We start from the raw sequence: 26,698 nt of genomic DNA, 5'->3' as shown, positions 1-26,698 counted from the left end.
TTAAAGTGCGTCATGGTGAAAATGAAAAAGCCCGCACTAGGCGGGCTGTTGCAGGACTACAGGCCAGGATGGCGCTGCTAACGAACGCTCATCGGGCGCTACCGCGATATGTCTGCGGCAGTTGTAGACGCCGCTTTTCCGCGCAATACGCTGCGCGGCAATGATTCCTCTGCGCCCCTAGCGTGAGAACGAAGAAAAGCGCATCAATGACAGGCCGGAAGACCTGGCCGAAGATGCGCCCCTCTTGCTCGACGCGCCAGGCCGCAGAGGACAGGGTTTCATCCGGGAAGCCTGCGCCAAGCGTGACCACCACATAAGCCAACTGGTCAAGAGCAATCAGCAGGTTTAGGAAACGCTGGCCCAGGCTCATTACTGCAATGCCCCGGACAGGATGGCAGTGCGCCGCTCGGCAGTGACCAGGCCCTGCGCCACCAGATAGGAAAGCGCGTCTTGCGTCGATTGCAGGCCCAGGTCAACGTGGGTCAGGCGAGGGTCATCAACAATGTCGAAGAAATCATCAATGACCGGATCAGTAGCCCGCTCCAGTTTGATTGCCACGCGCTCTTGCGGAGTGAATAGCAATTTGAACTCGACCGGGGACACCTTCGCAAAGACAGGCGCAGCCGGAGGCTCGACCACAGGCGCGACAGGCGCGGGCTTCACAAGCTGGCCGTTAACCCAGCCGTCGCCGTTCTCGGCATCGTCGGGCACCTCAGTAGCGTAGTAAGCAGCAATGTCCGGGTGATAAAGCTCCGCAGGGTTGCCGGGGGCAATGTCGCGGATACGGTCGTTTTCAATCCATGCGAGTTTCATTTAGTAGCCCTCCGTCCACAGCAGAATAACGAGTCCACTTCCGCCAGGCCCGCTTGTGGAACCCGAGTAGGAAGGGGTGACACCACCACCGCCACCGCCGTAGCCACCTGCGCCGCCGCTGGAGCCAAGGGCCGATCCGCCACCGCCACCACCCACTCCGCCAGCGCCGCCAACGCCAGGGGCGGAGTTGCTGCCCGCGCCACCGCCGCCAGCGCCTGCGCCGCCATTGCCTGCGGCAGTAGCGCCGCCGGTGCAGTAGCAACCACCACCACCGCCGCCTGGAGCCCCTGATCCTGCGGAATAGCTACCCTGTGAAGCGCCGCCGCCACCGCCACCACTCAGAACAGACGGGTCAATAAAAACATCAGCAAGACTAAAACCCACAGTTGCAGAAGTTGACCCGTTACCGGCGGGTGCGGTCGAGGAACCCAGGCCACCGAAACCAAGGATTCCGTTTCCGCCGTTGCCCCCAGTTCCAGGCGCTGCCGCGCCGTTTTGAACGGTTGCGCCGCTGGCTGCGGTACCGCCGCCTCCCGTAACGCACTTGCCTGAGTTGATGTTGGTCGAGGCACCGCCTGGGTATCCGAATCCACCTCCACCCGTGTAGCCTCCGTCATTCGTGGTCGAGCTGGTGCAACTTCCGCCATGGCCGCTAGCCCATCCGCCGCCGCCAGTGATTTGCTGCCCAATGCCCGCCGCAGTCACTGCAACGTCGCCGCCATTGCCTCCAGCACCCGCAGGGCTGCCGGAAGCTCCGCCGCCAGTCACCATATAGCTGCCGTTGGAAGATCCGCTCTTGTTGCCACCGCGCCCGCCGGAATAGGACGTCGGATTTCGCAGGCTAGCCGAAACAGTCCCAGCGCCTCCCGCGCCGCCATTAAACGTCGAATTAGATGCTGCCGCCGAAGCGCCCCCGCCGCCGCCCGTCGCAGTAATCAGGGAGCCAATAGAAGAAGTACCGCCAGCATTACCCGCCGAAGCTGAGGAGACAGCCGCGCCGCCAGCGCCCACGGTAATTGTGGGCAGTAGCTGCCCAGGCACCACATCAATCGTCCCGGCAGCAAAGCCGCCCCCGCCGCCGCCAGTTGCGATTCCGCTTCCGTGATACGCGCCAGACCCGCCAGCGCCAACAACAATTGCGCGAATCTGAAAGACGTTTTGCGGGACTACGAAGTCGTTATAGGTTCCGGGCGTCGAGTAGACGCGGCGATTTGTCCATCGCGGAGGCTCAACGCGAGTCGGAGCGCTCGGAGGCAGCGGGTAGCCGTAAGCACCTTTATTCATCAGAAGTCACCCCCGAAAGCCGTCACGTTGAAAGTCTCCGCGTTATTCGTAGCAGCCCGCAGCGAGTAGCCAGTGGGGAGAATGATCGGGAGAACCTGGCTCATGCTGTTTGCGTTAAGCAGAGCCTCCCAGGCGGGAAGGGTTGCGCTCGGAGTGATAGCCACCACAGGAACCTCCGTCAGCAGATAGGCAGTGGTCCCGTTGTGAATGAACAGGCGCACCATGCCCGCAGTCGTCGTGCCGGTCGCCTTGAGGTCGATTGCATCAATACGCGAACCATTAGCGCCAGCCGTAAAGACCGTGCCAATCGTGCCGGTGCCATCGCGGGCAGTGTTCGCCGTGCTGATTTGCCCAATGCCGCATTTAGGCGTTGCGGCGTATGCCGGAGTAGAAGCCATTAGCTGTTTTCCTTTCGTTTAGACGATACCAAGAGCCAGCACCGGAAGATGGTTGCTGGGAGTGGTCAGGGCGGCGATTGCTTGCGCGATGTTTTGCGGACTCATGCCACGCAATGCGGTTTGAGAACCGGCCTCCATTTCGGCCTGCGAGGCTTGCGGGATTTCTTCAATTGCACCGCTGCCCGCCGTATTGCGGCCTAGCAGCTTGCCGGACCCCATCGTCAGGCCGGATCCGGTCGCAGGGCCTGCCGTAGCGCCACCGAAGCCGATGGCGACCCAGGCATCGGGCGAGGCGTCAACATCGGGGATTAGCGTCAGACCAGCAGGAACAGAAATCGACTTGCTGGCCGTGCCATCGTCGAAAACATCGGTGCCACCGCATACGACAGTGACGCCATTTGCATCGCTGGTCGTCTTCTTCACACCCACCACATAGGGCTTAGTCAGCGGGCCGAGGACAGGAAGATTGATCGTGATTGCGCCCGCCGAGGTATCGCAGGCAATCAGCTTGCCGGAAGTGGCCTGCGACACCGTGTAGGGGCTGGCTGCGGCGTTAATGAACACCACATCCGAATAACCCAGGCCAGCGACCGCAGCCGCAGCGGCGGCGGCGCTGCTAGCCGCTGCCGATTGGCTGGCGGCTGCATTCGATTCGCTTGTCGCTGCGGCATTCTTGCTAGCCAGGGCGGCGGCGGCGCTAGCTTCGGCCTCGCCTGCCTTCGTCGTGGCAATGCCTGCCTGAGTCGTGGCAATGCCCGCTTGCGTGGTCGCAGTACCCGCCTGAGTCGTAGCCGTTGCGGCCTGAGTCGTAGCCGTCGCCGCGTCAGTGTTCGCGCCAGCGGCGAGTGCATTCGCCTCAGTGACGAAGCCGTCAAGCGCAGCAACCAGGGCGAAGGCCTTCGTATTGAATTGCTCTTGCGTGTCGGTCGGCTGCGGCGCGGTAGGTAGCGTCGAAATGGTCACGTTAGTCCTTCAATTTCGAGGGTGCAATCTGCATATGTGGGATAACTTATAAGAATGTCGAAGCTCTTGTAAAAGCCGAACACCACAGCGGCCTCAAACTGTCCAGAGCCAATCCACAGGCAAGGCACAGCCCGGACCTCTGCAAGGTAGTTTTGAAGGTCGTCAACCTGCAAAGACTCCAACAGCAATTCAAACGAAGCCCTCTTAGCGAAGGCCCGGACAACCAGGGTCGTATCTCCGAAGTCGTTTGTTTGTCGGCGCGAGTAGTCCTGAATGCCGACCCGTGCCCCAGACCTCAACGTCAGGCCGAATCGCTGTTCCTGGCCGAAGACAATCACGCCGATTGCAAGCGCCGAGTTACCCACAAGATCAATCACAAGATCGGCATTCGGGTAGCTCGGAAGACCCGACACCACGAACTGAGTCCGGGCGCGTTTCTGCCCGAAGAACCAGGCCCACCAGGTACTCACCAAAGGTGCGCGGGTGAAGTCTTGGGTCTTGTCGAAGACGGTCCCGTAAACCGGGTCGATCAGACGGACACGCATCGACGTTGCATTGCTCACATTCAGCGCCGCGACGGTATTAATCGCCTGACCAGGCCGAAGCGTGTAACTAATGCTGTTCGCATTGGTCGTCTGAGTGCTGTTGCTGGTATCGAGTACCCGCCAGCGATTCGTGGGGCCGACCTCGATCCACCAGGCCGCAGCCGTTACCGGGTCGTGATTGAGGTTCGAAGCCTGGAGCGATTCGTAGACCTTATGGGTAGAGGTCAGGATGACCCGATCCCCTACCCCATAGGTCGCCGCGTTGCTCCAGGCCGCATAGTCCGTTTCCGGGACGTTGGACGAAACCAGCATGGCATCCGTCACCTGCACCGGGCGAACGATTAGAAGCGCGTCATTGTTCATGCAGTCACCACCCGGACTTCGGGCATACCGTCACCATCCCACCGCTCTAGCAGGCGCGTCATACGCGCTTGCAGTTCGGCCATTGCTCGGGCTTGCGCCCGGTTCTCTTCGCGCAGCCCGCGCACCTCGCCCGCGACCTCCTGGCCGCCATACAGCAGCGATGCCGTTTGGCTTGCGCTGTAGATGCGCGAGGGGCCGGTAACCTCAAGCTCCGGGCCGTTCTCGCCAACGATTCGCGCACCGCCAGCATGGAAACCGCCCGTTGCATAGCCTGGAGGCGTCCGCTGTTCGGCCTGGCCGTATAGCTGGAAATGCAGCGCGGCGAATTCGTCGGGCGAGAGGTTGACAGTCGAAGCTAGGTTCGGGTCCGTGAAGCGGTTTGCATATGCCTGCGCCACATCCGGGTAACGCTCGAAGTAGCTCTGTTTGTTCGCCACCGCCGCCGCCGCCGAACTCTCATTGCTCACTGCGAACTTGAGATTGCGAACTGCGTCCTCGACGGACAGGACGCTGTTATCAATCCCGCGCAGTGCGTCAAGCTGGCTTTGAGCCGTGGCAAGGACGTTATCAAGCGTAGTCAGTTGCTGCTCTGCCAAGGCAAGCTGAGAATTCGCGCTGTCCAGTTGATCGCCGGTCAGAAGCTGCAATTCCTCAAGGCTTCCAGCGAGGCGAAGCTGATCGCGGCGCATCTCAAGCGAACTGCCGTAGGCGTCCGCAGTCAGGCCGGATCGGGCCGCAGCGATGGCCTGCGATAGCTGCTCTTGTTCGGGCAGATAACCGGTCGTGCGGGCCGTGGCGATAGCCTGGTCAATGAAGGCGCGACCAGCGGCAGCAGTCATCCCGGCACCAGCAACGCCGCGAAGCTCTGCAATCTGTTGCTTCAACAGATCGAAGATGCTGGTAATGGTCTTGACGTTTTCGGCGGCGACCTCGCGGGCCGACTCTGCTAGCTTCTTCTGCGCGTCAACCGACCTCTTGAGCGTTTCGAAGGCCGCATCGGTCGCGGTCTTCGCTTGCTCTAGCAGTTGCTCGGGGGTCGGGCCGTATTGCGCCGCGATCCAAGACATTGCGCCAGTGGCCGAAGACTTCGCCGCAGTCTCGGCAGCAACAGCAGCAGCCCTAGCTGCTTCGTCTACCGAATCAGTCACCGAAGCGAACGCGGAAGACAGGCGAAGCAGCGAGGCCACAAGTTCCTCGTTGCCATCGGCCATCGCCGCCTCGACCTGTGCGCGATACGCCAGGCGATCCGCAGGCAGCGCCAGGCCCAGCGATTCGAATTCCTTCGTCAGTCGCTGCGTGACAAGCGCGGTCTTCTCCGTTTCGCTATAGAACGAGTCGTAATAGGTCGTCAGGCTGCTAGCCAGCGCCTCAAGACCACCGGCCAGGTCGATTAGGTTGCTAGTGGCATCGAAAGACCACTTAGCCATTTCCGCGAACGGCAGATCGGCAACAGCAGCCCGAAGCTGCCCCACCGCCGAGACTTGCGCCTCGATGCCGACCAGGAGCGCGGTCGTAGCTTCGTCGGTCAGGGATTCAACATCGACGCCCGCCAGCTTGTCCGAAATCGCCTTCGGGATGTCAGTCGCAGCCTGGAGCGCCTGCAAGGTCGCTTGCTTAAGGTCGGTCGTGAAGTTGGCAAAGGCAGTCTGAGAATCCGGGCTTTGGGTGCTGGTGGACTCAAAAAACGTCCCGTCATAGTTGCTGCCGGAACCGTCTTCGCCAAACTTCGCGCCGGTCGTCAGGGTGCCGCCCGCCAGGACGCCGCCGCGCCCCTTGCCGGAGGACTCTAGACCCGCCTGGAAGCCCGCAATTGCGGAGGTGCTACCCATGTCGGCCAACAGCCGATTAATGCCCAGGACGGTCCCGCTAATGGCCTGCTCGACCTGGCTACCGGCAATCTCGCCGCCGGAGGGACCACGGACAAACGAGGTCGTGCCGGACCCGTCAGCACGGTAGTAGCCGCCCGCCCGCGTTTCGCCCTTCGTCGCCTTTGAAATCGCCGCGATTGCGACGACTGCGGCAACGTATGGCACCGCCGCCGCGATAGAAGACCCAAGGCTAGCCGCCGTCGCCGTGCCAGCGGTAGCCGTGCCGCCAGCCTGCGCCGCAGCGATAGCCGCCGCCTGCGAAGACCCAGCGCCCAGGCCCAGCGAAGTGCCTAGCGCCGCATTGCCAGCCGCTTGACCCAGCAAAGCGCTAACACCCGACCCAACAGCGCCCGCGTAGCCGGTCGTCGCCAGGGTATACAGGTTGTTGAGGCTGGATGCGGTATTGAGCGATCCGAGTAGGCCGCCATTTGCCCCAGCGCCGGTAATGCCCATTGCGTTTGTGAGCGATCCGGCGATGGGCGAGACAATGGCCTGAATGACGGGCCGAAGCACCATCGTTCGGAACATATTCACCAGGGTCTTGCGGAAGTTCTCCGCAAAGCCGTTGCCGTTCTCAAAGCCGCGCATTAGCGCATCGGTCAAGGACTGCTCAATCGTCTGCGCGGTCTTTGCCCACTGTTCCTGTGCGTCCTTCGCGGCGTCAATGATCGCCTCTTTTGCCGCCCCCTCGCGGGTCAGTCCCGCCATCTTTCGCAGCTTGGCCGCGTAGGCTTCCGCATCGCTGGCGGCTTGCTTGTATGCCTCGCTGAATTCTCCGGCGTAGGCCGAGGCGTTACGCAGATTGGATGCGTATTCCTCCTGCGAGGCTGCGGCAACTTCCAACTTTGCGGCGGCAAGCTCTGCGGCAGCTTGCTTGCTCAAGCCCAGCGCCGCAATTTCCTCCTGCCGCTTTTCGATTTGCTTATCAATATCTGCGGCTTCTTTGGCGCGCTCCTGATACCACTTTTCCAGTGACTTCGCTGCCTCTTCTGCCGCCTTCGCCTGAACCTTCGCCGCCTCCGCGTCATTGCGGCGCATCTCCTTAACCATCGGCTGCTGCTCGATCAGCACGCCGACTAGCTCGATATATCGCTCCTCGGTCAGGTTGCCCGCTGCACGCATCGCTTGCAGGCGGGTCAGTTGCTCCATGTAATCCGCATTGACGCCACCCAGCTTCGCCATAAGGCGCTGCTCATGGTCAATGCCTGCGGTTCGGGTCTTCTGCGCGGCCTCGCGCACAGCCGAAACTCGCTTCTCAATCTCGGCCTGGTCGGCACCAGCGGCAGCGCCAGCGGCGCGAATCTTTGCAATTTCGGATTCGAGTTTTTCCTGTTTGGTCAGGTATTTCTCGCTATCTTTCATCCATTCAATTCGGGCCTTTTGCTGGTCGTTGTATGCCTCCTGCGCCTTCGCGCCTTCCTTCATTGCTTGAAGGACGCGCTCCAGATAGGCAACCTCGTTTTGCGCGGCGGTTTTGATTTGCTCACGCTCTGCCGCCGAAATGCCGAACGCCCATTTCTTATCCGGGGATTGCAGTTCAGCCAGGCGCGCTCGGGCAGCGGAAAGCCGCTCCTCGCCGGTTTCCTGCCGCCCAACGTTGAGCATCTTGTCCCATGCCCACTTGGCGGCATCGCCTACGCCCTTCCACGACTTTTCGAGGAAGCCGAGATTGGCCGAGGCGTTATTAATGACGGGTTGAAGCGCGTCCGCGTAAGCCTGTTGCGCCATCGCCGCCGCTTCGGACTTGCGCCCCACCTCTTCAAGCGACTTGATTTGCTCGTACTGTGCGGCGGTCAGGAAATTCAGGGACTCATTGAGGCGCAGGACCGCCCGCGCAGGCTCATTCCCAAGCTCTTTAAATGCCTTGACGGTTTCGGAAACGGGCGTTCCCACGAACCGCTCCATGTCAATCGCGGTCTTTGCGAACTTCTGAATGGATTCGCCAGCGACAGCGCCCGTTCGCGCAATCTCCGATAGAGCCGCAGCCGCAGCGCCCCGAGTGAAGCCCTCCGAACTGAGGGATTTCGACATTTCGGCAAGTTGGCCCGCCGTCACGCCGATGGAATTCCCAGACGCCACCATCGCCTGATCCAATGCGGCGAATTCACGCCGCCCGCGCTCATACGCGAAGAACAGGCCCGCAGCCGCTGCCGCCGCCACAGTAAAGGGATTGACCAGGCCCGCGATATAGCCGCCCATTGCGCGGGCCGCGTTACCCACACCGCCGAATGCGTCCTTCAACTGCCCGCCCTGTTGCAGTAGCACAGTCATAGGAGCCTGGCCCGCTTGCAGGGAAGTCACAATGTCCGTGAACTGCGCGGGCACCTGGCGCATTGCGGCGGCAGTCTGCGCGGCGGAAACCTGAATCTTTCCCAGGCCATTAGCAGCCGCAACCGATGCAGCGGCGGCGCGAGCCTCAAGCTCCCGCAGCTTGGCTAGGTCTTGCTCAAATTTGGCCGAGTCCAGACCTTGCGCTGCAATCTTGAATTCGAGTTTCTGGCTTGCGGACTTGCCCAGCAGTTCAAGCTGAGTCGTCGCCCGCTTAATCGAAGCCGTGATCTTCGCTTCGGCGCTGGTGATCTTGCGCTCGGAAACGCCGAAGCCTTCGCCCACGCCCTCGGCGGCGCGGGCTGCGCGATCCCCTTCGGACTTGACGCTCTGCGCCATCCTCCCGGCGGCTTGCTCGACGCGAGTAAGACCTTGCTCGGCCTTCGTCGTGTCGAACGAAACTTCGCCCTGAATCTTCAAATCAGACATGGAGGATTCCAAAAGGAAGACCCGCCGAAGCGGGCCGGTTAGTCTTTCTCGTTCATGGCCGACAGAGCCGAACGCTCCATCGCCTGAATGTCATCGAACAACATTTCCCAATGCTGTTCATCGGTGGCCGCTCGATCTAGCAGCGGGTAGACCGCCGAGTAATCAAGCCCGGTCGGCCCGCCCATGCCAATGCGCCATTGCGTCTGCAAGCGGGCAAAGAGAATGAAGGAAGGCCAGTTCTCGGGCCACACCTCGACGCCGCTTGATTCCTCTAGCGCAACGATCCCGGCCAGGAACGGATTTCCCGCCGCCTTTTCGTGATCGTTGCGCGTGTAGAGCGCATCGGCGGCCCTGGTCAGTTTCCCAGGCGGCCCTCAGTGATAGCGACCCGATAGGCCTCGATGATTTGCAGCGCAGCGCCGGGAAGCTCATCGCACAGTTGCGCGACGTTGGCGCGGGAAAAGTCTTCGTCAAGATTCCAGCCGTCCGCAATCTTGAGGATGTAGTCCGCATTGCTGTCGCGGGTCTTCGAAAGGGCATCCTCAAGCGAGAACTTGACCTCTTCGTCAGACTGCCCGGTTTGCTTGACGCCCGCCGAGTTCATCAGTTCATCAACGAACGCGCCGAATTCGGTTCGGGTGCGGTAGATGAACGAAACTTCAATGCCGCCCTTGCCACCTTCGGGGAGGTCAACGGTAATGCTGCGCTTGAAGTTCTTCGGGCGCTTGCCCAGGACGATTTTTGCCATGTGTTTCCTTAGCGAGGGATTGAAAAATGCCCTTGCCCGCCCGGCCTTCCCTCGCTAAAGAGAAGAACCGGGCGAGTAGGTGCAGGGGTGCCGATTAGGCGTAGGAGATAGAGCGACCCAGGACGGTCATGGCGGCTTGCACGGTGTTGACCTGGTTGTTATTCAGGCTCGGCACCTCGGAAACGCTCATGTAGCCGTAACCGTAGGTCGTAGAGCCGCCGCCCAGCACCTGCTTGAAGGCCACCTTCGACAGGGTGCGCGAAATGTCCACCATCGTCTGATAGTTGGCATTGCTGGCGTCATGGGCCAGGGACAGGGTGATCGAGGTAGCGTTAAAGCCGGTCGGGATGCGAAGGGCGTTGCGCTTCGCCAGCGGGGCCACATCGGTAAAACGGGCATCGCCGCCGCTAGACGAAATGGTCAGCACCTGCGGGATGGAAGTCCAGCCCGACAGCTTCTGAGCCGTACCGGTGCCAGTGCCAGCGGGGAAGAAGCTGGTATTCGTGGTGTTCAGGCCAAGAATCTTGAAGCTGTTGGCGTCGATAACTTCGATCTTGAAGACGCTATCGGTAGCGTCTTCCCAGCCGGAGGTAAGCAGGATTTCGTCGCCGGTCGTGTAGCCGTGCGCGGTGCTGGTGGCAACTGCCGGATTGGCGTTAGTGATCGCGGAGATGGTCTTAGCGGAGGCGAAAGTATTGGAGAAATACTGAACGCTACCCTCGGGGAATGCGTATGCCATTTAGGGCCTTTCTTGGGACGAAAAAAAACCGCATCGCTGCGGCTGGTCACGCCCACTAGGGGCAACAAAAAAGCCGCCTGGTTGCCCGAAGCGGCTTTGCTAGGTCGGCTTTCGCCGGGTCGGTTATCTGGTTGCCCAGATGCTGAATCGTTGGACAGAGCCGTACAGGCCCGCGTCCTCTTCGTAGGTCGATTGAGGCTCCCCCTCGGGGGTCGCCACGAATGCCGAAGAAGCGCAAAGCGCATCCTCGATTTGTCGAATCAAGGTCAGAGCCTCAAGGCGCGTCGATGCCCAGGCGTTGACCTGCAGAAGCGTGTTTCGCTTGTCGGCGGCGCTGTTATCGAGGAATCGCGCCGCCTTGCCACCCAGGCCCTGCCAGGTCACGTAAGGCGCTGCGGTGCCGCTCGGGGCCACATCGGGATAAGTGCGCGGGCAAATGCCTTGCAGCAGCGTTGCGAGGTCCGATTCCATCATTTCGCAAGCTCCGCAAATTTCGTCTTCATAGCGTCAGTGACCTGGCCGCGAGTCTCCGCGATGGCGCGACCGATGAACGAATGCGCCGTTGCCTTGCTGGTGCCGAACTCGACCATCCCGCCGTAAGGGGCCTTCTGCGGATTCCACGAAATGTGATATTCCGCATACGCGGCCGAACTCTTCGACCGCGCATAGGCTTGATAGATGCTTCGGCGCAGCGTGCCAGGCGCGAATGGGCCGTATTTGCGACCGCCTCGACCGTAGAACCAATGCGCGTTGCCCTCGGACACAGGCGCTAGCGCCCTCGCCCGCTCATACAGCACCTGTGCGCCCGCCTGTGCGACCGGACGCGCCATTTCCTCAAGCTCTCGCTTCTTTTGCTCGATGGCCTGGCCGAATGCCGCCGTGTCAATGCGAATCAACGCACCACCTCGCAAACGAGATCGAGCGCCTTGCGGTCTTGCTCCAGCACCGCCTTGATTTCGTAGACGGTCGCGCCCTCGACCACGCGCATAGCCTCAGTCACGCCAGGACGGTAGCGAATGCGAATGCTTGCCTTGATCGCCGCAATCTCTGCGCCGCCTCGGATCGCCTCTGCGCCGGTCGTGTGGCGCACATTCGCCCACACCTCGGCAACGGTCGCCCACGATTTGACAACCTGGCCGAGTGCATCGCGGGTTTCGCCAAGCTGTTGCAGCAGGACGCGACGATCAAGAGAGCCGCCGCGCATCAGATACCCATTTCCACGCGGTAAGGCTGCAACAGGTATTGCGAACCCATCGGCAGCGATGCAGCGACAGCATTCGAAACCACCACGTCCTCGCGGTTCTCGTACAGGTGGCCGAGAGTCAGCAGGATTGCGGCCCGGATCGAGTCATTAATCACGATGCCGGAGCGCGTCATGCGGGCGCTGGTTGCCGCCTTGGCAAGCTCATAGAGCGCCGCCGCAGCCGCTAGGTCTTGCTCGACCTGGCTGCCAAGCAATTTCGCCGCAGCGATTGCCGCGTCATAGGTCGCGGTCGCGGTAGCCAGCGCGTCGGCCACGCCAGCAACAGCGGCGCTCAGTGCGTCCGCGTCGGCGTAGACGTTGCGATTGAGGTACTGCACAGCGGCAGACTCCGCAGCGCCGACCCACAGCGGCAGGATTGCGTCTTCCGCGCTCCCGTCGATGCGAAGGTGCAGCTTCGCCGTGGTCAGATCAACCAGCATTGCGCTTGCGGCTCACGCGCTGCACAGCGGCGGGCGCTTCGGCGGCTTCGGGCGCGTCCTGGCCGTCGCCTTCGGCCTCGACCGGCTCGACCGGCGCGGACTGGGTGGCAGGCACCACGTATTCGGCCACGCCGACCTCGTTAACAAGGTGTTCGGCCAGGTCGTCCGGGCAAGTGAACAGATCGCCAGGCGCGAAACCGCCGAACGCCGAATTAGCGCCGAACTTCGTGAATTTGATTCGTTTAGGCATATGTGACTCCGTTAAAGGGGGCCACCGAAGTGACCCCCTTTGGCTGAGTGCCTACTTAAGCAGCGGGCGGGGTCAGGTCACCACCGCGAATAGCGGCAGGAACTTCGCTGGTCAGAGCAAGACGACGCTCGGCGCGGAGCGTAATCAGGTTCTTCGTGAAGTTGTCCGAATCGGATTCGGACATTTGCACCACCACGCCCTCGCGGTTGTAGATGTTGCCGTGCTGGCGGAACGAACCCACAGCGAAGGTGTCGGCGGTCATGCCGACAGACTTCACCACCGGCACACCGAACAGCAGAGGCATACCGGGGACGCTGTAGTCCACGCGAACGGCGTTAGCGGACGAAGCAGTCAGCAGTTCGGTTTCGATGGTGGCCCAATCGGCGGGGTTCAGGACGATGCCGTCCGGCTCATAGCCAGCGACTTCCAGATCGCCGATAGCCTTGCGGATCAGGACCAGCTTTGCCAGGACGGAACCCAGAGCGCCCGACAGGTAGCCGTGGGCGGTGTAGTTACCGGCCTTCATGAAACCGGCGATGTTCGGGGCCGAACCGTCACCAGAGACAAGCTGAGTCTCGACCTTGCGCTGCACACCGTAGCGCATACGGGCATCGACATACGCGGCAAGGGCGGCGTTATCCATAGCCAGTTGGCGCGAAATCTTGATCCAGTGGGCAACGGTCGAAACCGGCTGGTTCACCAGGGACCAAGTAAGGGCGGATTCGGCCTTAGCAGCACCTTCCGCAGCCTCGGCGGCGTTATTGGTGAAGCTGGCTTCCTTCGTGAACTCGATTGCGTTGCTGGTCGTCGGGATGGACGCATACAGCGATTCAATGGTCAGGCGAGGGGCAGCGCCAGGCACAACGCCGGGGCGACGGTCGGGGGCCACGTTGGCATCGGAGCCGGTCAGGGTGTTTTTGACCTCGATACGGACCTTTTGCTGTTCGCCACGGGCGAAGGCTTCGAAGCCAGCGGACTTGACCAGTTGATCGCCCCAGCCATCAGCCTTGGCCTCGCCTTCGGGACGCAGTGCGCCCTTTTGCTCCAGGCTGGTCAGGCGGTCGGCCAGTTCGCGCTGCGCGGTGCCGATGTTGTCAAGCGCCGTCTTCGTGTCGCTGGTCACTTTGCCCAGGGTCTTCAGTTCGCCATCGGCCTTTTCAGACATGGCGGTCAGGTTCGCCTCGACCTTTTCGAGCGATTTCATGATGACTTCGATAGTCATGGTCTTCCTTTCAGAAATGAAAAAGCCGCCCGAAGGCGGCGCGTTTTGCGGGATGTGCGCTTAGACGGAGAGCGAAGCCAAACGCGCCAGGCGTTGAGCAACTTCTTCCATCGCTTTCGCGTCGGGCGTCTGACCGGGTTCCCCCTCGGAAAAGACCACCTTTGCGCGGGCAACCAGCGCGATAGCCGCCCCTTTACTTACGCCGCCTGCATCCCGCAGGAAACGCTCGAAATCGCGGACAGTCTCGATTTCTGCAATCGCTGCCTCTAGGTCTTCGGACTTGACGCTTGCCAGGTCAATACGGGCCGCACCGTCCGCAGGGAAGACCACCGGGGAGACTTCCATCAGATTCGACCAGCGGCGAATGACGCGACCGCTATCGGTTTCTTCGTAGTCGCCTTTTTTCAACAGGCCACCAATCGAAAGACCGTCAAGGGTGCCGTGAGTCATCGCGGCGCGAACATCAGCCGACAGCGCCAGGCCGGGAGTGAGTTCGCCCTCGACATACAGGCCGTGGTCGTCTTCCTTCGCCACGGTCCATTTGCCGATCGGCATATCCCAGGCGTGGTTAAAGAACATCTTCGGCTTGCCGAACTTTTTCAGGCTGTACTCGAAAGCGCCCTTAACGATGGTGTCCCCGTAGGAGTCCACGCCACCGAACACAGAGGCATAACCGGCAAATTTGCCCGTGTCGCCTTCCATCTTGAGCGAAACGTCATGGATAGCCAGTGTCTTTTTGACCAGCATATTCCCCCCTTACTGATTGCTCTGCGCGGGCGCTGCGCCCGATGCAGTCATGCCGAGTTTCTTAAGCGGCAGTAGGTTAGATTGCGCCGTCAGGTCGTCCGCGCCATCAATGCGCGGAAGGTTCTCCAACTGGCGGCATTCATTGCGCGTGGCAATGCCGTTTTGGACTAGCTTCGAATACAGATCGGCGCGGGCCGTGGCATTGCCACGCAGCAGCGCGTCGATACTGAATTCGGCGCTCATGGTTGCGCGTTGGCGCGGGGTCATCACACGTTTACGAACCGCCTGCTCGATGCTGACCAGCATCGGGCGAATCGTGAACTTGTGGAAACCGTCGATGATTTGCTCGACGCCGCTGCCCCAGGTCGTGACGTTGGAGTGATAGACCATGACCGGGGGCACATCAAACCACCGGCAAATCTGCTCGACGCCGAAGCGGCGCGTTTCTAGCAATTGCTGATCCTGCGGCGACAGGCTCAATTGCTGGTATTTCATATTGGCCTCAAGCACAGCCAGGCGCGAAGTGCTGCCGGACTCAAGGCTCCCGTAATTGGCGCGGATCGCGTCACGCTGCGCGGGCGTTAGCACCTTGTCAATCATCAGCACGCCCGTAGGCTTACCCGCGTTGCCGAACACCTTCGACGCCGCGCCCTGCGCCTTCGCCTGTTCATCGGTCGTAGCCCGCATGAATTCCAGCTTTGCGAGGCCCACCGTGCCATTGCCCAGGTTCTTTAGGTGCAGGACGTTTTCCTCGGCCAGGACCGCGATGTCTCCATCAATTCGGTACTGATAGACCATCGACCCATCGGCCAGGACAAACGGGGTCACCTGGTCAGCAGGCATCGGCCACAGCGCCACCGCCTCGCCATTCAGCCGCTCGATTCGCGCATAGGCATTGCCGCGCAAATCGTGGTTCATGACCATAGCCCGCCAGAATTCGAACGGGGTCATGCGGGCATTAGGCGATTCGTGCAGCAGCCCATAGAGCCGCGAATCACGCGCTAGCGTCTTCTCGCCGTTGCGCTGTTCGTAAACGTGATACGGCAGCGAGGCAATCGTGGTCGCTCGGCGGTCGATGCAAGCCCAAACCGCATCAATTTGCAGCGCACCGTCCGCGCCAATGCTGGCCGTTCCTTCGGTCAGGGCATGGGACGGGAAAGGCGACTGCTCCCCGGATTTCTCGGCCAGGGCACCGCCCCAGCCAATCCACCGGCTAAAGGTTTGCAGAAGAGTCGCCATTGTTTGCGGTTAGAAAATTAGAGGGTTGCTCAATACGTCATCGACGCGCATTACAGGCTCGGGGTTGAGCGATAGCAGTTGCATCGCATTGAATGCCGCCATCAGCGGATCAATCTTTGCGAAGCCACTAGCCGCCTTCGTGATCGAAACAGCGTTCCCCACAGGGACCACCTTCGCATTGCTCACGCACCACGCCATCATTGCGCGGGCACCGTGAACAAGAGTGCGATTCGCTAGACGCCGCTCGACGCTCTTAATCGCGCCTTGCAGCTTCCAGCCTTGCGAAATGCCTACGATGGACTCATAAGCCACCGGGCCGGGTTCCTCTTCGGTCCCCACCAGGGCATCCAAGATGCCGCCCAGGCCATGCTGGTCAACGCCGACGCGGTGCAGCAGTCCCGACCGCTCCACCGTCGCCACGATGCCGACCAGCTCGTCTATGTCGTCGCCTGGCCGCTTGACGATGCTTAGATCGCCCGCCGCTTCGAAGTCGCGCAAGAGCGTTGCAATGTCCTTGCGGCGCTCCAATACGATTTCATGCGCCCAGGCTTTGCCCCAATGGAGCCAGCGCCCGGAATCGCGCTCTCGACCGACCACAGCCAGGCCCAAAAGGTCATCTAAGCCGCCGCCGTCGATGCCGACCTCGACTACATCGCTTCGCTCTAGAAGCGCCTCTAGCGTCAGGCCAGGCTCACCGGCAGATTCCCAGAAGTCCGCACCGGTCCAGCGGTCAGAGCGCAAATTTAGGCCGACCTCGACGTTAGCGTGCTTCGCCATGAACCCACGGAAGGTGTCCCCTCCCGCAAGCTGCGCCTTCGTGTACTCGCGTTCTAGGAACGCCCGATCAACGGAGAACCCGATATTCGGGTTCACCATCGCCATGTTTTCCAGCTTCAAGCAATCGCCGTTAGCAATCATCTCGGGCGGGTGTTCGAAGATGATCGGCAGAAACGCCGGGTCTACGATCTTCCCGTCGCGCACATTGCGGGCGTAATCGAGTTTCTGCTTGAACACTCCAGCCGGAGGCTCGTCCGATTGAGTCGTCAACCAGATAACGAAGCCCTCGGGCCGCGATGCAAGACCGCCCAGCGCCTCGCGGAACATATTTTCCGCCGCAGGCATCTTCCCGAACAGGTGAAGCTCATCGACCAGGGTGCCAACCGATTTCTTGCCGCCGACCGTGTTTTGATCGGCTGCAAGCACCTTCAAGACCGCCCCGCTCTCTCGGTTCGTGATGGTCTTTACGTGAGATTGAACGTGCATCAGAGCCGATAGCTCTTCGTCCACCCTCTCACTGCACATATCCCGCGCTGGTGCGAATGCGTTATTCGCAACCTCGACGGTCGGAGCCAGTACGGAGAACTCCGCAGACTGCCGCCAGTTCAGGATTAGCGCAGTCATCATGATCCCTGCGGCAATCGTGCTCTTCGAATTTTTCTTAGGCAAGCAAATAAACCATTCGGTAATCAGTCTGCGGCCCGACTGTTCATCGTAGGAGCCGAAGATTGAAGCAACCAAATCGAATACCCAAGGGGCGCACGATTCGCCAAATGTCGGAGAGCCTGGCGCATCGACGATACGCAATTGCGTAAAGATTGACAGCGCCGCTTCCGCTTGTGCCGGAAAGATCGGCGGCGGAATGATTGATCGACCAGCCTTCAGCCGCTCGGCCCAATCCAAGCAAGCAGTTGATGCTGGTGCGGTCATAGAAGAGTAGTAATCGAATCGCCCTTTGCGATGTTTTCTGAGGCCCACATGGGGCGCAAATTCGCCATTGCCCAGCAGGCCCGGAAATCATCGGACCCGATGCTGTCAGCCTTGAAGTGAGAAACCGGGATGATGTGATCTAGGTGAATCTCACCAGACATGAATTTTTCCCAGGTCATCCCGCGAGTGAACTGCCGCTCAATGTGCGACTTCAACTCGCTAAGGCTGTAGCCCAGAATTTCTTCCGTAGACTGCCGCGCTTTCGATCCGCCGCCAGCCTTTAGCATCGTGTAGATGCGCGAAGAAATCCGCGTTTTCAGGCTGTACCAGGGCAACGTCCTGCGCCACCTTGCCACTTTCTCCCGGTTAATCTGCTTCGACCGCTCGGGGTTTGCCGCCACCCATGCCCTAACATCGTCAGTAGAGCGATAGCCCGCAGCGCGATATGCCTCGTTGTACTGGCGAATCTTGTCCTTGTTCGCATCGCGCCAGGCTTTTTGTCTCGCCTGCTGATCGGGCCTAGCCCTTCGCTCTGCGTCCTTCGCTTTCTTGCAGGGCCTGCAATGCGTATACAACCCGAATTTCCCCATCTTGTGCGGCGGGAAATTCTCAAGGTTCGCGGCAAGCGCCTGGTTGCAACCCTTGCACACACGCAAGGGCGTAGAATCTTCGTTAGCTGTCATTCGAACTCTTTCTTCGTTTGATGGTTAGAAAGCCTCGTCGTCTGCCAGGACTTCGGGGCTTTCGCTTTTCTAAGCCGCTACTTGTTACTAACGACAAGTTTTGGCGGCGCAGAGGGAGCAAACCGGCCAGAAGATGCCTTCTTCGCCGCGTCTTGCTTCTGCGCCTTCTTTCCAGCCTCTGCGGCTCCGCGTAGCAGCGCCTTCGCTGCATCAACTCGCAGCTTTGCGTCCGCGCCGCCGTCATTCATTACGGCCTTGAGGAAGTCGGCGGGATCGTCGTAGCCATCAGACAGGCCCAGGAACTCCGGTTCCTTCTTAGGACGCCCAGCGCCAGGCCGCGCACCGCCACTATTGGCCCGCGCACCTCCGCTGTTAGCTCGGGCACCGCCGCTGTTCGGTCTTGCCCCTCCGCTTCGTCCTTTCACTCCTGCCATTTGCTGCTGCCGATTTCTTACCGGCCCGGTTTTTTGTCCGCATGGGAAACAGGCGGGTTCAGGGCCGCTTGACTCGGAGACTTGCGACCCGCCCTACCCCCTCGCCTCTTCCCGCTGCTTCGCGCTGTTGTGGTGGTGGCTGCATAGCGCCTGCCAGTTGGACCGACGCCAGAAAAGCGCCTGGTCGCCCCTGTGCGGCTCGATGTGGTCAACCACGTTTGCCGCCCCCACCCTTCCCTGTGCCTTGCACATCACACAAAGGGGATGCTCGGCCAGGTACTGAGCGCGGGCCTTCTGCCACTTGTAGCCGTAGCCTCGCTGCGTACTAGTCATGCCGCTGGTTCTCCAGCTTCCCGCTTGCATCGTTTCTGCGACTCGCTGCGTATTGAGCAAGCCGACCCTCGGCGCAAGCGTTGGAATCTTTGGCATGGTGTAGGGTGGCCCGGCGTAGCTCCCCGGAGACAGATCGAATCGAGGTGATGGAGCTAGCCGAGGCCGAAAAAGAAAAGCCGCCAGGTCTTTTGAACCTAGCGGCTTAAGGAGACAAGCAATCACAACAACCCGTAACCTTCAAAGACGCTGCCGCCTCCGCATGGATCGTTAGCCTTATGCGTCTTCGCTTGCTACGGGGCCGATTATGCGAATGCCGTTCGATTCGTCAAAACCGGCCCGTACTACAGATTAGACGCTGCGGTTAATCAGCATCAGCCGCCCGGTTAGAAGCACATGGAGCAAGGCATCAGCGGTCAGGCCCAGGCGCTTACGAATCTGAATCGGGCCATTGCGATGCACGTAAGCCCAGCGCAGCACCTCGCGCTGAATCATCGGAAGCTCACGGACTGCCCGCTCGATCTTCATGGCGTCGATGGCGTCAATGTCGGTCTTCGGCTCGGGCTGGTGCCATTGGCGGCTGTTGCTCTTGCCAAGCCTCCAGATCGGCGCTTGCGTGGGTGCCCAGCGCACAGCCACATATCGCGCCCAATTGGTCAGGCGCTCATGGACTGCCACCTGTTCGGCGGGGACGTAGTGGTAATCGGCGAAGTCCCGCTTCATGCCTTCCCCCAGATTTCCAGAAGCTCCAGAGAGAACGCCAGGAAGAAGCCAATAGCTAGCTTCGTCATCAGCGCAGCCAGGACGAACGGGGACATAACGACAACCCCTAGCGTCCGAATGATCTTTCCAAGCACCTTCACTGCATCCCCTCCATTGCTTTTCGAATCTGTTCGCGCAGCCAGGCCGCGCCGCCGTTTTTCTTGACCCACTCCCGCTGTTCGGGCGGAAGGCGAAACGAGGTAGGCCGCTCCCCGTATTGCTTCGCCTTTTGCTTCTGCGGCTTCGGGATCGAAACCGGCTCCTGCGTCAGGACTTGCAGCCAGGTCATTCCTCGGCCCCCTCGATCTTGTTAATGCAGACTTGGATGTAATTGGCCGCGTCTAGCAGTTCTTCCTGTAGGTGGGTCAGCCAATCGACCATGAAGAGGTCGGGCCTCTCCAGGGTCGTGCCGTACTTGAGGATTCCCGCCTGCGACCGCGACAGCAGTTTCTGCCGCACCTGTTCGACTACCGGGTCCGTCATCGCATCAGCCCCGCAAACGGGTTGCTCCCGCCAAGCTCTCGCCAACGCTGGCCGACGCGGATTTCGCGCAATGTCTCAAGGGCCACGCCGTATTCAGCCGCTAGCGCCTTGTTCGTCTTTTCAGAGGCCCGAATCTCGCGGACCTGTTCCATAGTCACCTTGCCGAACTTGGCCCGCATGATTGCGGCGGTCTTGGCGGTGCGGACAGCCAGGGAGGTGCCGGAGCTAGCCAGGCGCACGATTCGCGCATGGTGATCGGTCGGGGTGCGTTGGACGATGTGGTCCGGGCAAATGCACCGCTCATTTCCGCAGGAGGTGCCGAAGAAGATTCGGCCAGGCCGACGCTTACCCAGCGACTCCATGACCAGGGCGCGGACGGAAACGTAATCGTTGCCTCGCCAAATCCTCGGGGCGTTGCTGCGGAATTGACCCTGCCAGATCATGCAATCGCCGTCTTCTTTTGCCTGCGCCATCAGCGCCTCGAAACTGTATTTGTCCATCCCTTACACCCCCACGATTCGAACGTCATGCGGCCTGGTCTTGCCGCTCAGAATTTCCAGAATCCGCCGCTCTGTCAGCCGATGAACCCGGTACATGGTCCGGGCGGGCAGCAAGTCCAGAAGCTCGGAGTAGTCGGCCAGGACGGATCGAACCGCTTGGATGCCCTCCCCGTCTAAGCGAATCACGCCGGTAGCCCCGAATCGCTCACCAGCGCGGGCCATTGCCCCCACCGCGTCATCCAGCAGGCCGGATGCGTCCTCCGCGATGCCTTCCCGCACTACGGTTTCCATCAGATTCACGGCATCGGCCACCACTCGCCAATCGTCTTCGGTCGGTCGCTCCGCTTTCTCCAGCGCGGCGAGGCCCTGGTACATCCGGGTTAGCTGGTGGCGGCGAAAGCCTGCGGGCAGCGGTTCGGTCGGGCTAGCCGTGATTTCGGTTAGCAGCGTGTAGCGGGTGCGTTGTGTCTTGTGTTTCCTCATGCCATCAGCTTTCGATACGTTTCATTGATTGCCTTGATTGCGTCCATTCGCGCCAGGCTCCAGCGGTCGCGGGTGCCATGCCAACCCTTCGGGCCTCGATGGCAGGGGAAGCACAGGGGCACGGAGGCGAACCAGGCTCCCTGTTCGAATTCGTGAACCTCGCTGCCCTCTTCGCTACCGCACACCACACAGGGCAGCGATGCGACTCGCGCTACGTGCTGTTTCTCGGAAGCGGTTTGCTTCGGCTTGTTCTTGCTCCACATGGTCAGTTCACCTCTCGCAGGGCCAGGTCATAAAAGGTCACGCCAAGCTCGGAGGCCGCGAAAGCCTCGACCTGATCGCAGAATTCGGAGAACTCGCGGGTACTCAGTGCGGCGCTGCTCTTGCCGATAACCTGGCCGTTCGGCAGTTGCTCGACGCCGATAAATTGGCGCTTGAATTGCTCATGCCAAACCTCGGCAGAGAACATCCGGCCACCGACCACCGCCTGCGCCGCGATTTGCGCCAGGACGCCGCCGCCCCAATACCGGGCGTTTTGCTTCTTCGTGCGCTTCTGGCGGGCCACGGTCAGCACCCAGCGACCGCCGCCCTGCATGACGCCCTTTAGGAAGGGAAACAGGCGCTCTTGAATCACAAGCCAGGCTTGCGCCCGGTTGTGAAGCTCCAGGGTCAGGGACTCGCTCATGCGGCCCTCACGCTGTAAAGGCCATACAGGCGGGCCAGCTTGTCGCGCATTGCGTCCATTGCTGCCGTCCAATGCACATCGGCAAAGCCGCCCTGGCTTGTGACCAGCGCCCGCCACGGCTGGCGGTTGCGGCGGTAGAAGACGATTGGCTCGACGCCGTGAATCGCTGCCTGTTTGACAGCCTGGCTCCACCACGCATTGCGGCGCAGCACCTCCACGCGCTTGCACTCGACGGCGTAGCCAGGAATGCAAAGAATGTCGCCCGTCGTCTTCTTTGCCGGGTCGGTATTGCGCTTGACCTCGACGCCCAGCGCGTCGGCCAGGAGCGCCGAAAGCTCGCGCTCCGCAGCCGCTCCCTTGCGGTTGCCGTTAATGGTCACTCGCCCGCCTCCACCGGCACGGAGCCGAGTAGCTTCGCCTCGACTTGCGCCAGGACTCCAGCATTCAGGAGCCAGCCATACAGGCGCTGTGCGACTAGATCGGTAACGCTCAGAGCGTTAGCGGGCAGAGGCTCGGCGTGTTCAATTTCCACTAGGAGGGTCGTCTTGTTTTTCATGCTTCATCGCCGCAATCAGCGCGGCATCCATTCCTGAATAAAGTTCGGTCTTTGCTAGCTCTTGCGCCCTGTGCCAGGCATGGGCGCGGAATCCGGGGATGCGGGCCATTCGGACTAGGTGGGCCAGCATTTCGGCGTAGTGATCGGTCAATCGACCTCCCACAACCGGCGGTAGTCGGGCGGGGCCTCGGGGTCGTAGTCGCCGGTTAGCTCCAGCGCCTTTAGGACTTCGGCCTCGTCTATGTCTGCCCCTTTGCGGCGGCGATTCAGCAGGCGAACCGCGTCCGCATAGGACATAACTGGAGAGCGCCAAACAGTTGCCGGGTTGCTCATGCGGCCTGCCTGTACTCAAGCGCCAGGGCCTTGACCGCTACAAAGCTGATAGCAGCCTTGCCGCCGCCGCCGCCCTGGTAAACGAGGCGGGCCTTGGCGGTATCGCCAACCACGGCAGGGGCCGGGGCCGGGAGTCCGCGCTTCTCGTATTCCGCATCGGCAGAGCGGTCGCCCGGAAGCCTTTTCGGGTACTCAAAAGTCCCCCGGCCCGCATAGGCGCGATACGACTCGCAGAAGCGGTGCTGGAGGTAGGACAGTTCATCCACCGGCCAGCGGCACACCTTCGGCCAGCCGCCCAGGTCTTCAATCACGGCATGGATTGCCGGGTCATCGAAGACCACATCGGAATACGCGCCGACGCTGCCCATTGCGCTATGGGCCTTGCCCCAGGCCAGCATGGCGCGGTCGGTCGCGGTGCCCGCAAGCTGGCGCACCACATCGGCAGGCTTCGGCGCGAACTGGCCGCGCTCGGGGTCCATCGCGTGAGCCGTGATTGCCTTCGCAACCTGTTCGAAGGCGAACGGTTCGCAGGCTTGCCACCAAACCGACAGCGCGAAGGGCGATGCGTCTTTGCCGTAGAACGCCAGGGCGTCAGTCAGCAAACGGGCGAATTGAGCCTTTTCTTGAGGGGACACTATGCGACCCCTTCACTAGCCAGCCATTCCGCCGCCACGGCCCGATTTCGGGCCTCCACGGCCCCCTGGCGATTGACAGGCTTTGCCGCCGCCGCGCCCTTCGGGGCAAAAAGCCCTTGCCAGCCGTTAGCGATGGACTGCCGAACCGCCTCGGCCTGGCCCGCGCCAAACTCAAGCATTGCCTCTTGCGCTGCCGCCATCGAAGCGGGCTTAAGCGGCTTCTTGATTTGCTTGCGGTACGCCACCCATTGCTCCCAGGCCTCAACGTCGAGGCCAAGGGGGTAAGGGGGTATAGAACCGTTAGGTTCTATCTCTTCTCTTCTCTTCTCTTCTCTGCGGTTACGCGTTACGTCACTCGTTACGTCACGCGTTGCGTTACGCGTTACGTCACTCTCCGTAACGGATTCGCAGGAGGTTTGCGCCTCGGATTCGGCCTTCGCTTTTTGGCGTTCGCGGTACTCGCGTTGACGCTCTGCGGCGGTCTTTGCCCCAATGGAGCGGGCCTCTCCGCTGGTGTTGTATTCGGCGAAATTCGGGAGGGTTACGGACCCCTCTTCGGGGTCATAAATGGCCCAGCCGACAGCCTCCATTGCCTCGCCAAAACCGGGAATGCCGGTCATGTCATCGAGGTTTGAGAGGTCCGCGTGGTGGAAAACTCCGTCCTTCGTGTGCTCGTTTGCGGCACCCCATATAACGAGGAGTGACGCGACCGTAACGGAGCGCGTAACGCTCCGCGTAACGATGTCACGTAACGCACCGTTGAATCCCGTAGTCAGGACTCGCCCGACTTTGGGGTCGTCCTCAAGGATTCGGGCAATCTGCGTTACCCGTGGATTTGTCAGGAGCGAAGTCCGCATCTTGATCCAATCACCTGCCATTACGCGGCCTCGGCCTCGGCAATGTGATAGGCCTTGACGCGCTTTCCGTTCGGCAGATCGACCCAGCGATCCACCACGGGAAGGCCACGGCGGCGGAATTCGCCGCAGCGCTGCGACAGGGACAGGCACCCGGCTTGCTGCAAAGCCTCAAGCGGCGTCAGCCAGGAGGCCCGCAACAGTTCAATCAGGCGGTCTTGCATCGTCATGCGTCGATCCCCCGCGTCTTGAATTTCTTGTGATCCTCGGCACCAGCGCGAACCGGCCAGGCGCTCGGCACGTAGGCGGCGCGGCTGCTTGAATTGGTGATGCGCTGGGGAATGTCGAAGGCCACGCGCTCGGGCGTGAAGTGAGCGCCCTGTCCGCCCGCGCTCAGAGGGCCGAGAAGCAATTTCTTTTCGCTCATGCCATCCCCCGCTTGCGGAAGGGGACAACCTGGCCGCTGCCCGACACCGGGGGCAGGGTCTTAATCAGGCGCGTAACAAGCGCCTCCATCAGAAGCTGGTGCGCGGCCTGGTCAATCGTCACGCCGCGCTCTATGGCGATGGCGGCGACTAATGAATGCTCTTGGGTCGTCATTTCGATTTGCTCCACTTGTGATTCCGGTTACTCAAAAGTCCCTGAGCCGTGGACCGATGACGAAGGCGTCCCGGTCCTTTTTCGGTTACTTGTTAGTCAGTTGTTTTTCGAAAGGGCGGATAGCAAGATCGGACTCATGCAGCACCTCACGCGCCCTCTCAAGCAGCAACTCCCGAACGAGGACGGCTTTCTGCGAACCGGTCGCATCGCAAAGCCGGTCGAGGAGGTCCAACTCAATCAAGCTGAGACTCAGCTTGACCGTGTGTTTTCTGAGGTAGGCGGGGTCGGAGTACATGGCTTGTCTTCCTTTGCTTCCGGGTGGTTGTGGTTAGGCCGGCTCTGCGGCGGCTTCGTGCTTGTGGTCGTCGCCCCAATCGAATGCGGGGCAGAGGCGGGAGCGGGGGATGCCGGAGAGGCGCTCGATTGCCACGGCATGAGCGGAGGGCACGTAGCCCGCCCGCTTCCAGCCGCTAAGGGCCTGCTTGGAAATGCCCAGCGAATCAATCACCACTTGACGCCCACCGCAGGCGGTGAACACCGTTTCCATGAATTCGTTTGTCATGCCGAGTATTGTCTAGGTTGACTAACGGCGCGTCAACCCAGGCAATACAAACAAAACGTAATGAAGGCCTAACGGCTTATGCTGAATCCATGAACTTCGGCCAAAGACTCAAGACGCTACGCAAGGCAAAAGGCCTGACCCTGGAGCGCCTCGGCAAGGCTCTAGGTCCCGGCGGGGAGGATGTGAGCAAGCAAGCCGTGTCGAACTGGGAGAGTGGCCGCTACGTGCCGACGCTCGACCTAGTGCCCGAAATCTGCGCCCGCCTCGGCTGCTCGGCGGACTACCTGCTCATGGGGCGCGAAATGGCGGTGAATTTGTCGCCCGATGTAACAAGGGTCGCGCTCCTGGCGGAACAGCTTTCGCCGGAGATACGCGCAAAAATGCTGCCGATGTGGGAAGAAATGGTTGCGATGTTCAAATCGCAGACCGTCCCCAATCCGCGCACTAATAACAGCAATTCCAAGAAGACGCAAGCAGGAAATTAGCTATTTCGTTGCGCTACAGTAACCCTAATGACGCACCACAGAGGGGCGTCCCTTGGGGCTTACTGTGATTGACTTAGAGTTAGTGCGGGCCGTGAACGAGTTACGGGCCGCCGTCCTGTCTGGCCGCGTGACGCGGCTTGTAGCCGTTACCGATGACGGCGCGATTCTCACCGGTCGCTATGCGACCGACCACCAGGCCGCAAGCTCGGCCCTCATGGCTGCGGCTGTCAATCTGAGGCTTGGCAACGGCACCGCCAGCCGCTCCGAGAACCTGGTCATCCCCCTGCAGGCGAATTCGCGGCTTACCGTCGCCAGCGCCCGCGATTAGCGCCCCCAGCGGGGCCGCGCAACTCCCTTTCGGGATACCCGCCGCCCCTCGTTGCCGGTACGCAACTTTATAACCGCCGTATTGCCCGGCGATACATCTAATTACGATTCCGTCTAAAGCAAAGTACATTCGGGCTGTACTTGACGGTCAATCTCGGCAATACTTCTGCCTATCGGTTCACGGTGAACCGGCAGGAGTGAAGATTGTTCGAAGTCGAGTTACAGCGGGACGCGGATCGCGTTAGCGACCTCTGTGCCGCAGCATCCCGCGCCCATAACGCCCTGGCCGAATCGAAGGCCCGCACCAGCGTTGCAGTCGCAGCAATCAAAGCGATTCGCTACATCGCCCCCCGCGATGTGTGCCACCTGATCGAGGCCCTTCGCAGCCAGGTCGCAGCCGCATTGCACGGCAGCGAAGCCGATGCCGCCATCGAATGCCTCATGGATGCCCATTGCATCGCAGAGCGCCAGGCCGAAGCGGAGGCCGCGTAATGCAGACCCGCACCTACCCCCGCAATTCCGTTCTCGCGTTCCCGCGAACCGTCGAATACGCCGCAGCCGTCGAGCGCCCCTATGACCCCGAGGACCGGCTTGTCATGGTCGCTTGCCTGGTCGCAGCCGTCTTCCTGATTGGCGTCCTCGCCATTTGGGGCTAACCCG

Annotated in this window: 41 protein-coding genes; 3 read left to right on the top strand and 38 right to left on the bottom strand. The window is 61.0% G+C overall.

Annotated elements, in window-relative coordinates; genetic code table 11:
• Window positions 1-88: 88 nt before the first annotated feature.
• The 38 genes from ACT80S_RS18570 to ACT80S_RS18385 all read right to left on the bottom strand — a co-directional run bounded on the left by ACT80S_RS18570 (window position 89) and on the right by ACT80S_RS18385 (window position 25,226).
• Window positions 89-370, bottom strand: coding sequence for a hypothetical protein (locus ACT80S_RS18570; RefSeq protein ID WP_377418831.1), 282 nt, complete (start codon window positions 368-370; stop codon window positions 89-91).
• Window positions 370-813: a hypothetical protein gene (locus tag ACT80S_RS18565; protein WP_377418828.1), complete on the bottom strand. Its 444-nt coding sequence runs from the start codon at window positions 811-813 to the stop codon at window positions 370-372. Before ACT80S_RS18565 ends, ACT80S_RS18570 begins: the two co-directional genes overlap by 1 nt.
• Window positions 814-2,097, bottom strand: coding sequence for a glycine-rich domain-containing protein (locus ACT80S_RS18560; RefSeq protein WP_377418826.1), 1,284 nt, complete (start codon window positions 2,095-2,097; stop codon window positions 814-816).
• On the bottom strand, window positions 2,097-2,495 hold the full coding sequence (locus ACT80S_RS18555; protein WP_377418823.1) for a hypothetical protein: 399 nt from the start codon (window positions 2,493-2,495) through the stop codon (window positions 2,097-2,099). Before ACT80S_RS18555 ends, ACT80S_RS18560 begins: the two co-directional genes overlap by 1 nt.
• An 18-nt stretch (window positions 2,496-2,513) precedes the next feature.
• Window positions 2,514-3,458, bottom strand: a complete 945-nt coding sequence (locus ACT80S_RS18550) for a hypothetical protein (RefSeq protein WP_377418820.1) — start codon at window positions 3,456-3,458, stop codon at window positions 2,514-2,516.
• Complete coding sequence (locus ACT80S_RS18545; protein WP_377418817.1) at window positions 3,455-4,366, bottom strand: carbohydrate-binding protein; 912 nt, start codon at window positions 4,364-4,366, stop codon at window positions 3,455-3,457. The genes ACT80S_RS18550 and ACT80S_RS18545 overlap by 4 nt, the downstream gene beginning before the upstream one ends.
• The gene (locus ACT80S_RS18540) at window positions 4,363-8,991 is read right to left on the bottom strand and encodes a phage tail length tape measure family protein (RefSeq protein WP_377418814.1); all 4,629 of its coding nucleotides are present in this window, start codon (window positions 8,989-8,991) and stop codon (window positions 4,363-4,365) included. The genes ACT80S_RS18545 and ACT80S_RS18540 overlap by 4 nt, the downstream gene beginning before the upstream one ends.
• Window positions 8,992-9,029: 38 nt before the next feature.
• Window positions 9,030-9,242, bottom strand: coding sequence for a DUF1799 domain-containing protein (locus ACT80S_RS18535; RefSeq protein WP_377418811.1), 213 nt, complete (start codon window positions 9,240-9,242; stop codon window positions 9,030-9,032).
• A gap of 104 nt (window positions 9,243-9,346) precedes the next feature.
• On the bottom strand, window positions 9,347-9,739 hold the full coding sequence (locus ACT80S_RS18530) for a phage tail assembly chaperone (protein ID WP_377418808.1): 393 nt from the start codon (window positions 9,737-9,739) through the stop codon (window positions 9,347-9,349).
• 94 nt (window positions 9,740-9,833) lie between these two features.
• Window positions 9,834-10,478: a phage tail tube protein gene (locus ACT80S_RS18525; protein ID WP_377418805.1), complete on the bottom strand. Its 645-nt coding sequence runs from the start codon at window positions 10,476-10,478 to the stop codon at window positions 9,834-9,836.
• Window positions 10,479-10,601: 123 nt separating this feature from the next.
• Window positions 10,602-10,949, bottom strand: a complete 348-nt coding sequence (gene gp17, locus ACT80S_RS18520) for a tail completion protein gp17 (protein ID WP_377418802.1) — start codon at window positions 10,947-10,949, stop codon at window positions 10,602-10,604.
• Window positions 10,949-11,374 (bottom strand): HK97-gp10 family putative phage morphogenesis protein, encoded by a 426-nt coding sequence (locus tag ACT80S_RS18515; RefSeq protein WP_377418799.1) that lies wholly within the window; start codon window positions 11,372-11,374, stop codon window positions 10,949-10,951. Before ACT80S_RS18515 ends, gp17 begins: the two co-directional genes overlap by 1 nt.
• Window positions 11,371-11,682: a phage head closure protein gene (locus ACT80S_RS18510; protein ID WP_377418796.1), complete on the bottom strand. Its 312-nt coding sequence runs from the start codon at window positions 11,680-11,682 to the stop codon at window positions 11,371-11,373. The genes ACT80S_RS18515 and ACT80S_RS18510 overlap by 4 nt, the downstream gene beginning before the upstream one ends.
• Window positions 11,682-12,161 carry a head-tail connector protein gene (locus ACT80S_RS18505; RefSeq protein ID WP_377418793.1) on the bottom strand — a complete coding sequence of 160 codons (480 nt, stop codon included), beginning with the start codon at window positions 12,159-12,161 and terminating at the stop codon, window positions 11,682-11,684. The genes ACT80S_RS18510 and ACT80S_RS18505 overlap by 1 nt, the downstream gene beginning before the upstream one ends.
• Window positions 12,151-12,411: a hypothetical protein gene (locus tag ACT80S_RS18500; RefSeq protein WP_377418790.1), complete on the bottom strand. Its 261-nt coding sequence runs from the start codon at window positions 12,409-12,411 to the stop codon at window positions 12,151-12,153. The genes ACT80S_RS18505 and ACT80S_RS18500 overlap by 11 nt, the downstream gene beginning before the upstream one ends.
• A gap of 55 nt (window positions 12,412-12,466) precedes the next feature.
• The gene (locus tag ACT80S_RS18495) at window positions 12,467-13,633 is read right to left on the bottom strand and encodes a phage major capsid protein (protein WP_377418787.1); all 1,167 of its coding nucleotides are present in this window, start codon (window positions 13,631-13,633) and stop codon (window positions 12,467-12,469) included.
• Window positions 13,634-13,693: 60 nt separating this feature from the next.
• Window positions 13,694-14,380: an HK97 family phage prohead protease gene (locus tag ACT80S_RS18490; RefSeq protein ID WP_377418784.1), complete on the bottom strand. Its 687-nt coding sequence runs from the start codon at window positions 14,378-14,380 to the stop codon at window positions 13,694-13,696.
• 9 nt (window positions 14,381-14,389) lie between these two features.
• Window positions 14,390-15,619, bottom strand: a complete 1,230-nt coding sequence (locus tag ACT80S_RS18485; protein ID WP_377418781.1) for a phage portal protein — start codon at window positions 15,617-15,619, stop codon at window positions 14,390-14,392.
• Window positions 15,620-15,628: 9 nt separating this feature from the next.
• Window positions 15,629-17,326 carry a terminase large subunit gene (locus ACT80S_RS18480; RefSeq protein ID WP_377418778.1) on the bottom strand — a complete coding sequence of 566 codons (1,698 nt, stop codon included), beginning with the start codon at window positions 17,324-17,326 and terminating at the stop codon, window positions 15,629-15,631.
• The gene (locus ACT80S_RS18475) at window positions 17,323-18,009 is read right to left on the bottom strand and encodes a hypothetical protein (protein WP_377418775.1); all 687 of its coding nucleotides are present in this window, start codon (window positions 18,007-18,009) and stop codon (window positions 17,323-17,325) included. The genes ACT80S_RS18480 and ACT80S_RS18475 overlap by 4 nt, the downstream gene beginning before the upstream one ends.
• Window positions 18,010-18,536: 527 nt before the next feature.
• Window positions 18,537-18,695, bottom strand: coding sequence for an HNH endonuclease (locus ACT80S_RS18470; RefSeq protein ID WP_377418924.1), 159 nt, complete (start codon window positions 18,693-18,695; stop codon window positions 18,537-18,539).
• A 429-nt stretch (window positions 18,696-19,124) separates the two neighbouring features.
• Window positions 19,125-19,496, bottom strand: coding sequence for a hypothetical protein (locus ACT80S_RS18465; RefSeq protein WP_377418772.1), 372 nt, complete (start codon window positions 19,494-19,496; stop codon window positions 19,125-19,127).
• A gap of 136 nt (window positions 19,497-19,632) precedes the next feature.
• Window positions 19,633-19,824, bottom strand: coding sequence for a hypothetical protein (locus tag ACT80S_RS18460; protein ID WP_377418769.1), 192 nt, complete (start codon window positions 19,822-19,824; stop codon window positions 19,633-19,635).
• Window positions 19,821-20,018: a hypothetical protein gene (locus ACT80S_RS18455; RefSeq protein WP_377418766.1), complete on the bottom strand. Its 198-nt coding sequence runs from the start codon at window positions 20,016-20,018 to the stop codon at window positions 19,821-19,823. Before ACT80S_RS18455 ends, ACT80S_RS18460 begins: the two co-directional genes overlap by 4 nt.
• Window positions 20,015-20,518 carry a hypothetical protein gene (locus ACT80S_RS18450; RefSeq protein WP_377418763.1) on the bottom strand — a complete coding sequence of 168 codons (504 nt, stop codon included), beginning with the start codon at window positions 20,516-20,518 and terminating at the stop codon, window positions 20,015-20,017. Before ACT80S_RS18450 ends, ACT80S_RS18455 begins: the two co-directional genes overlap by 4 nt.
• Before the next feature lie 3 nt (window positions 20,519-20,521).
• Window positions 20,522-21,001 carry a hypothetical protein gene (locus tag ACT80S_RS18445; RefSeq protein WP_377418760.1) on the bottom strand — a complete coding sequence of 160 codons (480 nt, stop codon included), beginning with the start codon at window positions 20,999-21,001 and terminating at the stop codon, window positions 20,522-20,524.
• On the bottom strand, window positions 20,998-21,264 hold the full coding sequence (locus ACT80S_RS18440; protein WP_377418757.1) for a hypothetical protein: 267 nt from the start codon (window positions 21,262-21,264) through the stop codon (window positions 20,998-21,000). The genes ACT80S_RS18445 and ACT80S_RS18440 overlap by 4 nt, the downstream gene beginning before the upstream one ends.
• A 2-nt stretch (window positions 21,265-21,266) precedes the next feature.
• The gene (locus tag ACT80S_RS18435; RefSeq protein ID WP_377418754.1) at window positions 21,267-21,686 is read right to left on the bottom strand and encodes a recombination protein NinB; all 420 of its coding nucleotides are present in this window, start codon (window positions 21,684-21,686) and stop codon (window positions 21,267-21,269) included.
• Window positions 21,683-22,066: a putative PDDEXK endonuclease gene (locus tag ACT80S_RS18430; RefSeq protein ID WP_377418752.1), complete on the bottom strand. Its 384-nt coding sequence runs from the start codon at window positions 22,064-22,066 to the stop codon at window positions 21,683-21,685. Before ACT80S_RS18430 ends, ACT80S_RS18435 begins: the two co-directional genes overlap by 4 nt.
• Complete coding sequence (locus tag ACT80S_RS18425; protein WP_377418749.1) at window positions 22,063-22,242, bottom strand: hypothetical protein; 180 nt, start codon at window positions 22,240-22,242, stop codon at window positions 22,063-22,065. The genes ACT80S_RS18430 and ACT80S_RS18425 overlap by 4 nt, the downstream gene beginning before the upstream one ends.
• 147 nt (window positions 22,243-22,389) lie before the next feature.
• Window positions 22,390-22,575, bottom strand: coding sequence for a hypothetical protein (locus ACT80S_RS18420; RefSeq protein WP_377418746.1), 186 nt, complete (start codon window positions 22,573-22,575; stop codon window positions 22,390-22,392).
• Window positions 22,572-23,177, bottom strand: coding sequence for a DUF6475 domain-containing protein (locus tag ACT80S_RS18415; RefSeq protein WP_377418743.1), 606 nt, complete (start codon window positions 23,175-23,177; stop codon window positions 22,572-22,574). Before ACT80S_RS18415 ends, ACT80S_RS18420 begins: the two co-directional genes overlap by 4 nt.
• Before the next feature lie 32 nt (window positions 23,178-23,209).
• Window positions 23,210-23,830 carry a hypothetical protein gene (locus ACT80S_RS18410; protein WP_377418740.1) on the bottom strand — a complete coding sequence of 207 codons (621 nt, stop codon included), beginning with the start codon at window positions 23,828-23,830 and terminating at the stop codon, window positions 23,210-23,212.
• Window positions 23,831-24,087: 257 nt separating this feature from the next.
• Window positions 24,088-24,294 carry a helix-turn-helix domain-containing protein gene (locus ACT80S_RS18405; protein WP_377418737.1) on the bottom strand — a complete coding sequence of 69 codons (207 nt, stop codon included), beginning with the start codon at window positions 24,292-24,294 and terminating at the stop codon, window positions 24,088-24,090.
• Complete coding sequence (locus ACT80S_RS18400; protein ID WP_377418734.1) at window positions 24,291-24,491, bottom strand: hypothetical protein; 201 nt, start codon at window positions 24,489-24,491, stop codon at window positions 24,291-24,293. Before ACT80S_RS18400 ends, ACT80S_RS18405 begins: the two co-directional genes overlap by 4 nt.
• Window positions 24,488-24,664, bottom strand: coding sequence for a hypothetical protein (locus ACT80S_RS18395; protein ID WP_377418731.1), 177 nt, complete (start codon window positions 24,662-24,664; stop codon window positions 24,488-24,490). Before ACT80S_RS18395 ends, ACT80S_RS18400 begins: the two co-directional genes overlap by 4 nt.
• Window positions 24,665-24,749: 85 nt before the next feature.
• Window positions 24,750-24,959: a hypothetical protein gene (locus tag ACT80S_RS18390; protein ID WP_377418728.1), complete on the bottom strand. Its 210-nt coding sequence runs from the start codon at window positions 24,957-24,959 to the stop codon at window positions 24,750-24,752.
• 33 nt (window positions 24,960-24,992) lie between these two features.
• On the bottom strand, window positions 24,993-25,226 hold the full coding sequence (locus ACT80S_RS18385) for a hypothetical protein (RefSeq protein ID WP_377418725.1): 234 nt from the start codon (window positions 25,224-25,226) through the stop codon (window positions 24,993-24,995).
• A gap of 89 nt (window positions 25,227-25,315) precedes the next feature.
• Between ACT80S_RS18385 and ACT80S_RS18380 the strand changes: the two genes are divergently transcribed.
• The 3 genes from ACT80S_RS18380 to ACT80S_RS18370 all read left to right on the top strand — a co-directional run bounded on the left by ACT80S_RS18380 (window position 25,316) and on the right by ACT80S_RS18370 (window position 26,694).
• Window positions 25,316-25,711 (top strand): helix-turn-helix domain-containing protein, encoded by a 396-nt coding sequence (locus ACT80S_RS18380; protein ID WP_377418722.1) that lies wholly within the window; start codon window positions 25,316-25,318, stop codon window positions 25,709-25,711.
• A gap of 531 nt (window positions 25,712-26,242) precedes the next feature.
• Window positions 26,243-26,530, top strand: coding sequence for a hypothetical protein (locus ACT80S_RS18375; RefSeq protein WP_377418719.1), 288 nt, complete (start codon window positions 26,243-26,245; stop codon window positions 26,528-26,530).
• Window positions 26,530-26,694, top strand: a complete 165-nt coding sequence (locus ACT80S_RS18370; RefSeq protein WP_377418716.1) for a hypothetical protein — start codon at window positions 26,530-26,532, stop codon at window positions 26,692-26,694. Before ACT80S_RS18375 ends, ACT80S_RS18370 begins: the two co-directional genes overlap by 1 nt.
• Window positions 26,695-26,698 lie beyond the last annotated feature (4 nt).

This window comes from Ramlibacter sp. MAHUQ-53 (assembly GCF_052600055.1).
Note: the sequence above shows the minus strand (reverse complement) of the source record. Positions and strands in the feature narration are given on the sequence as shown.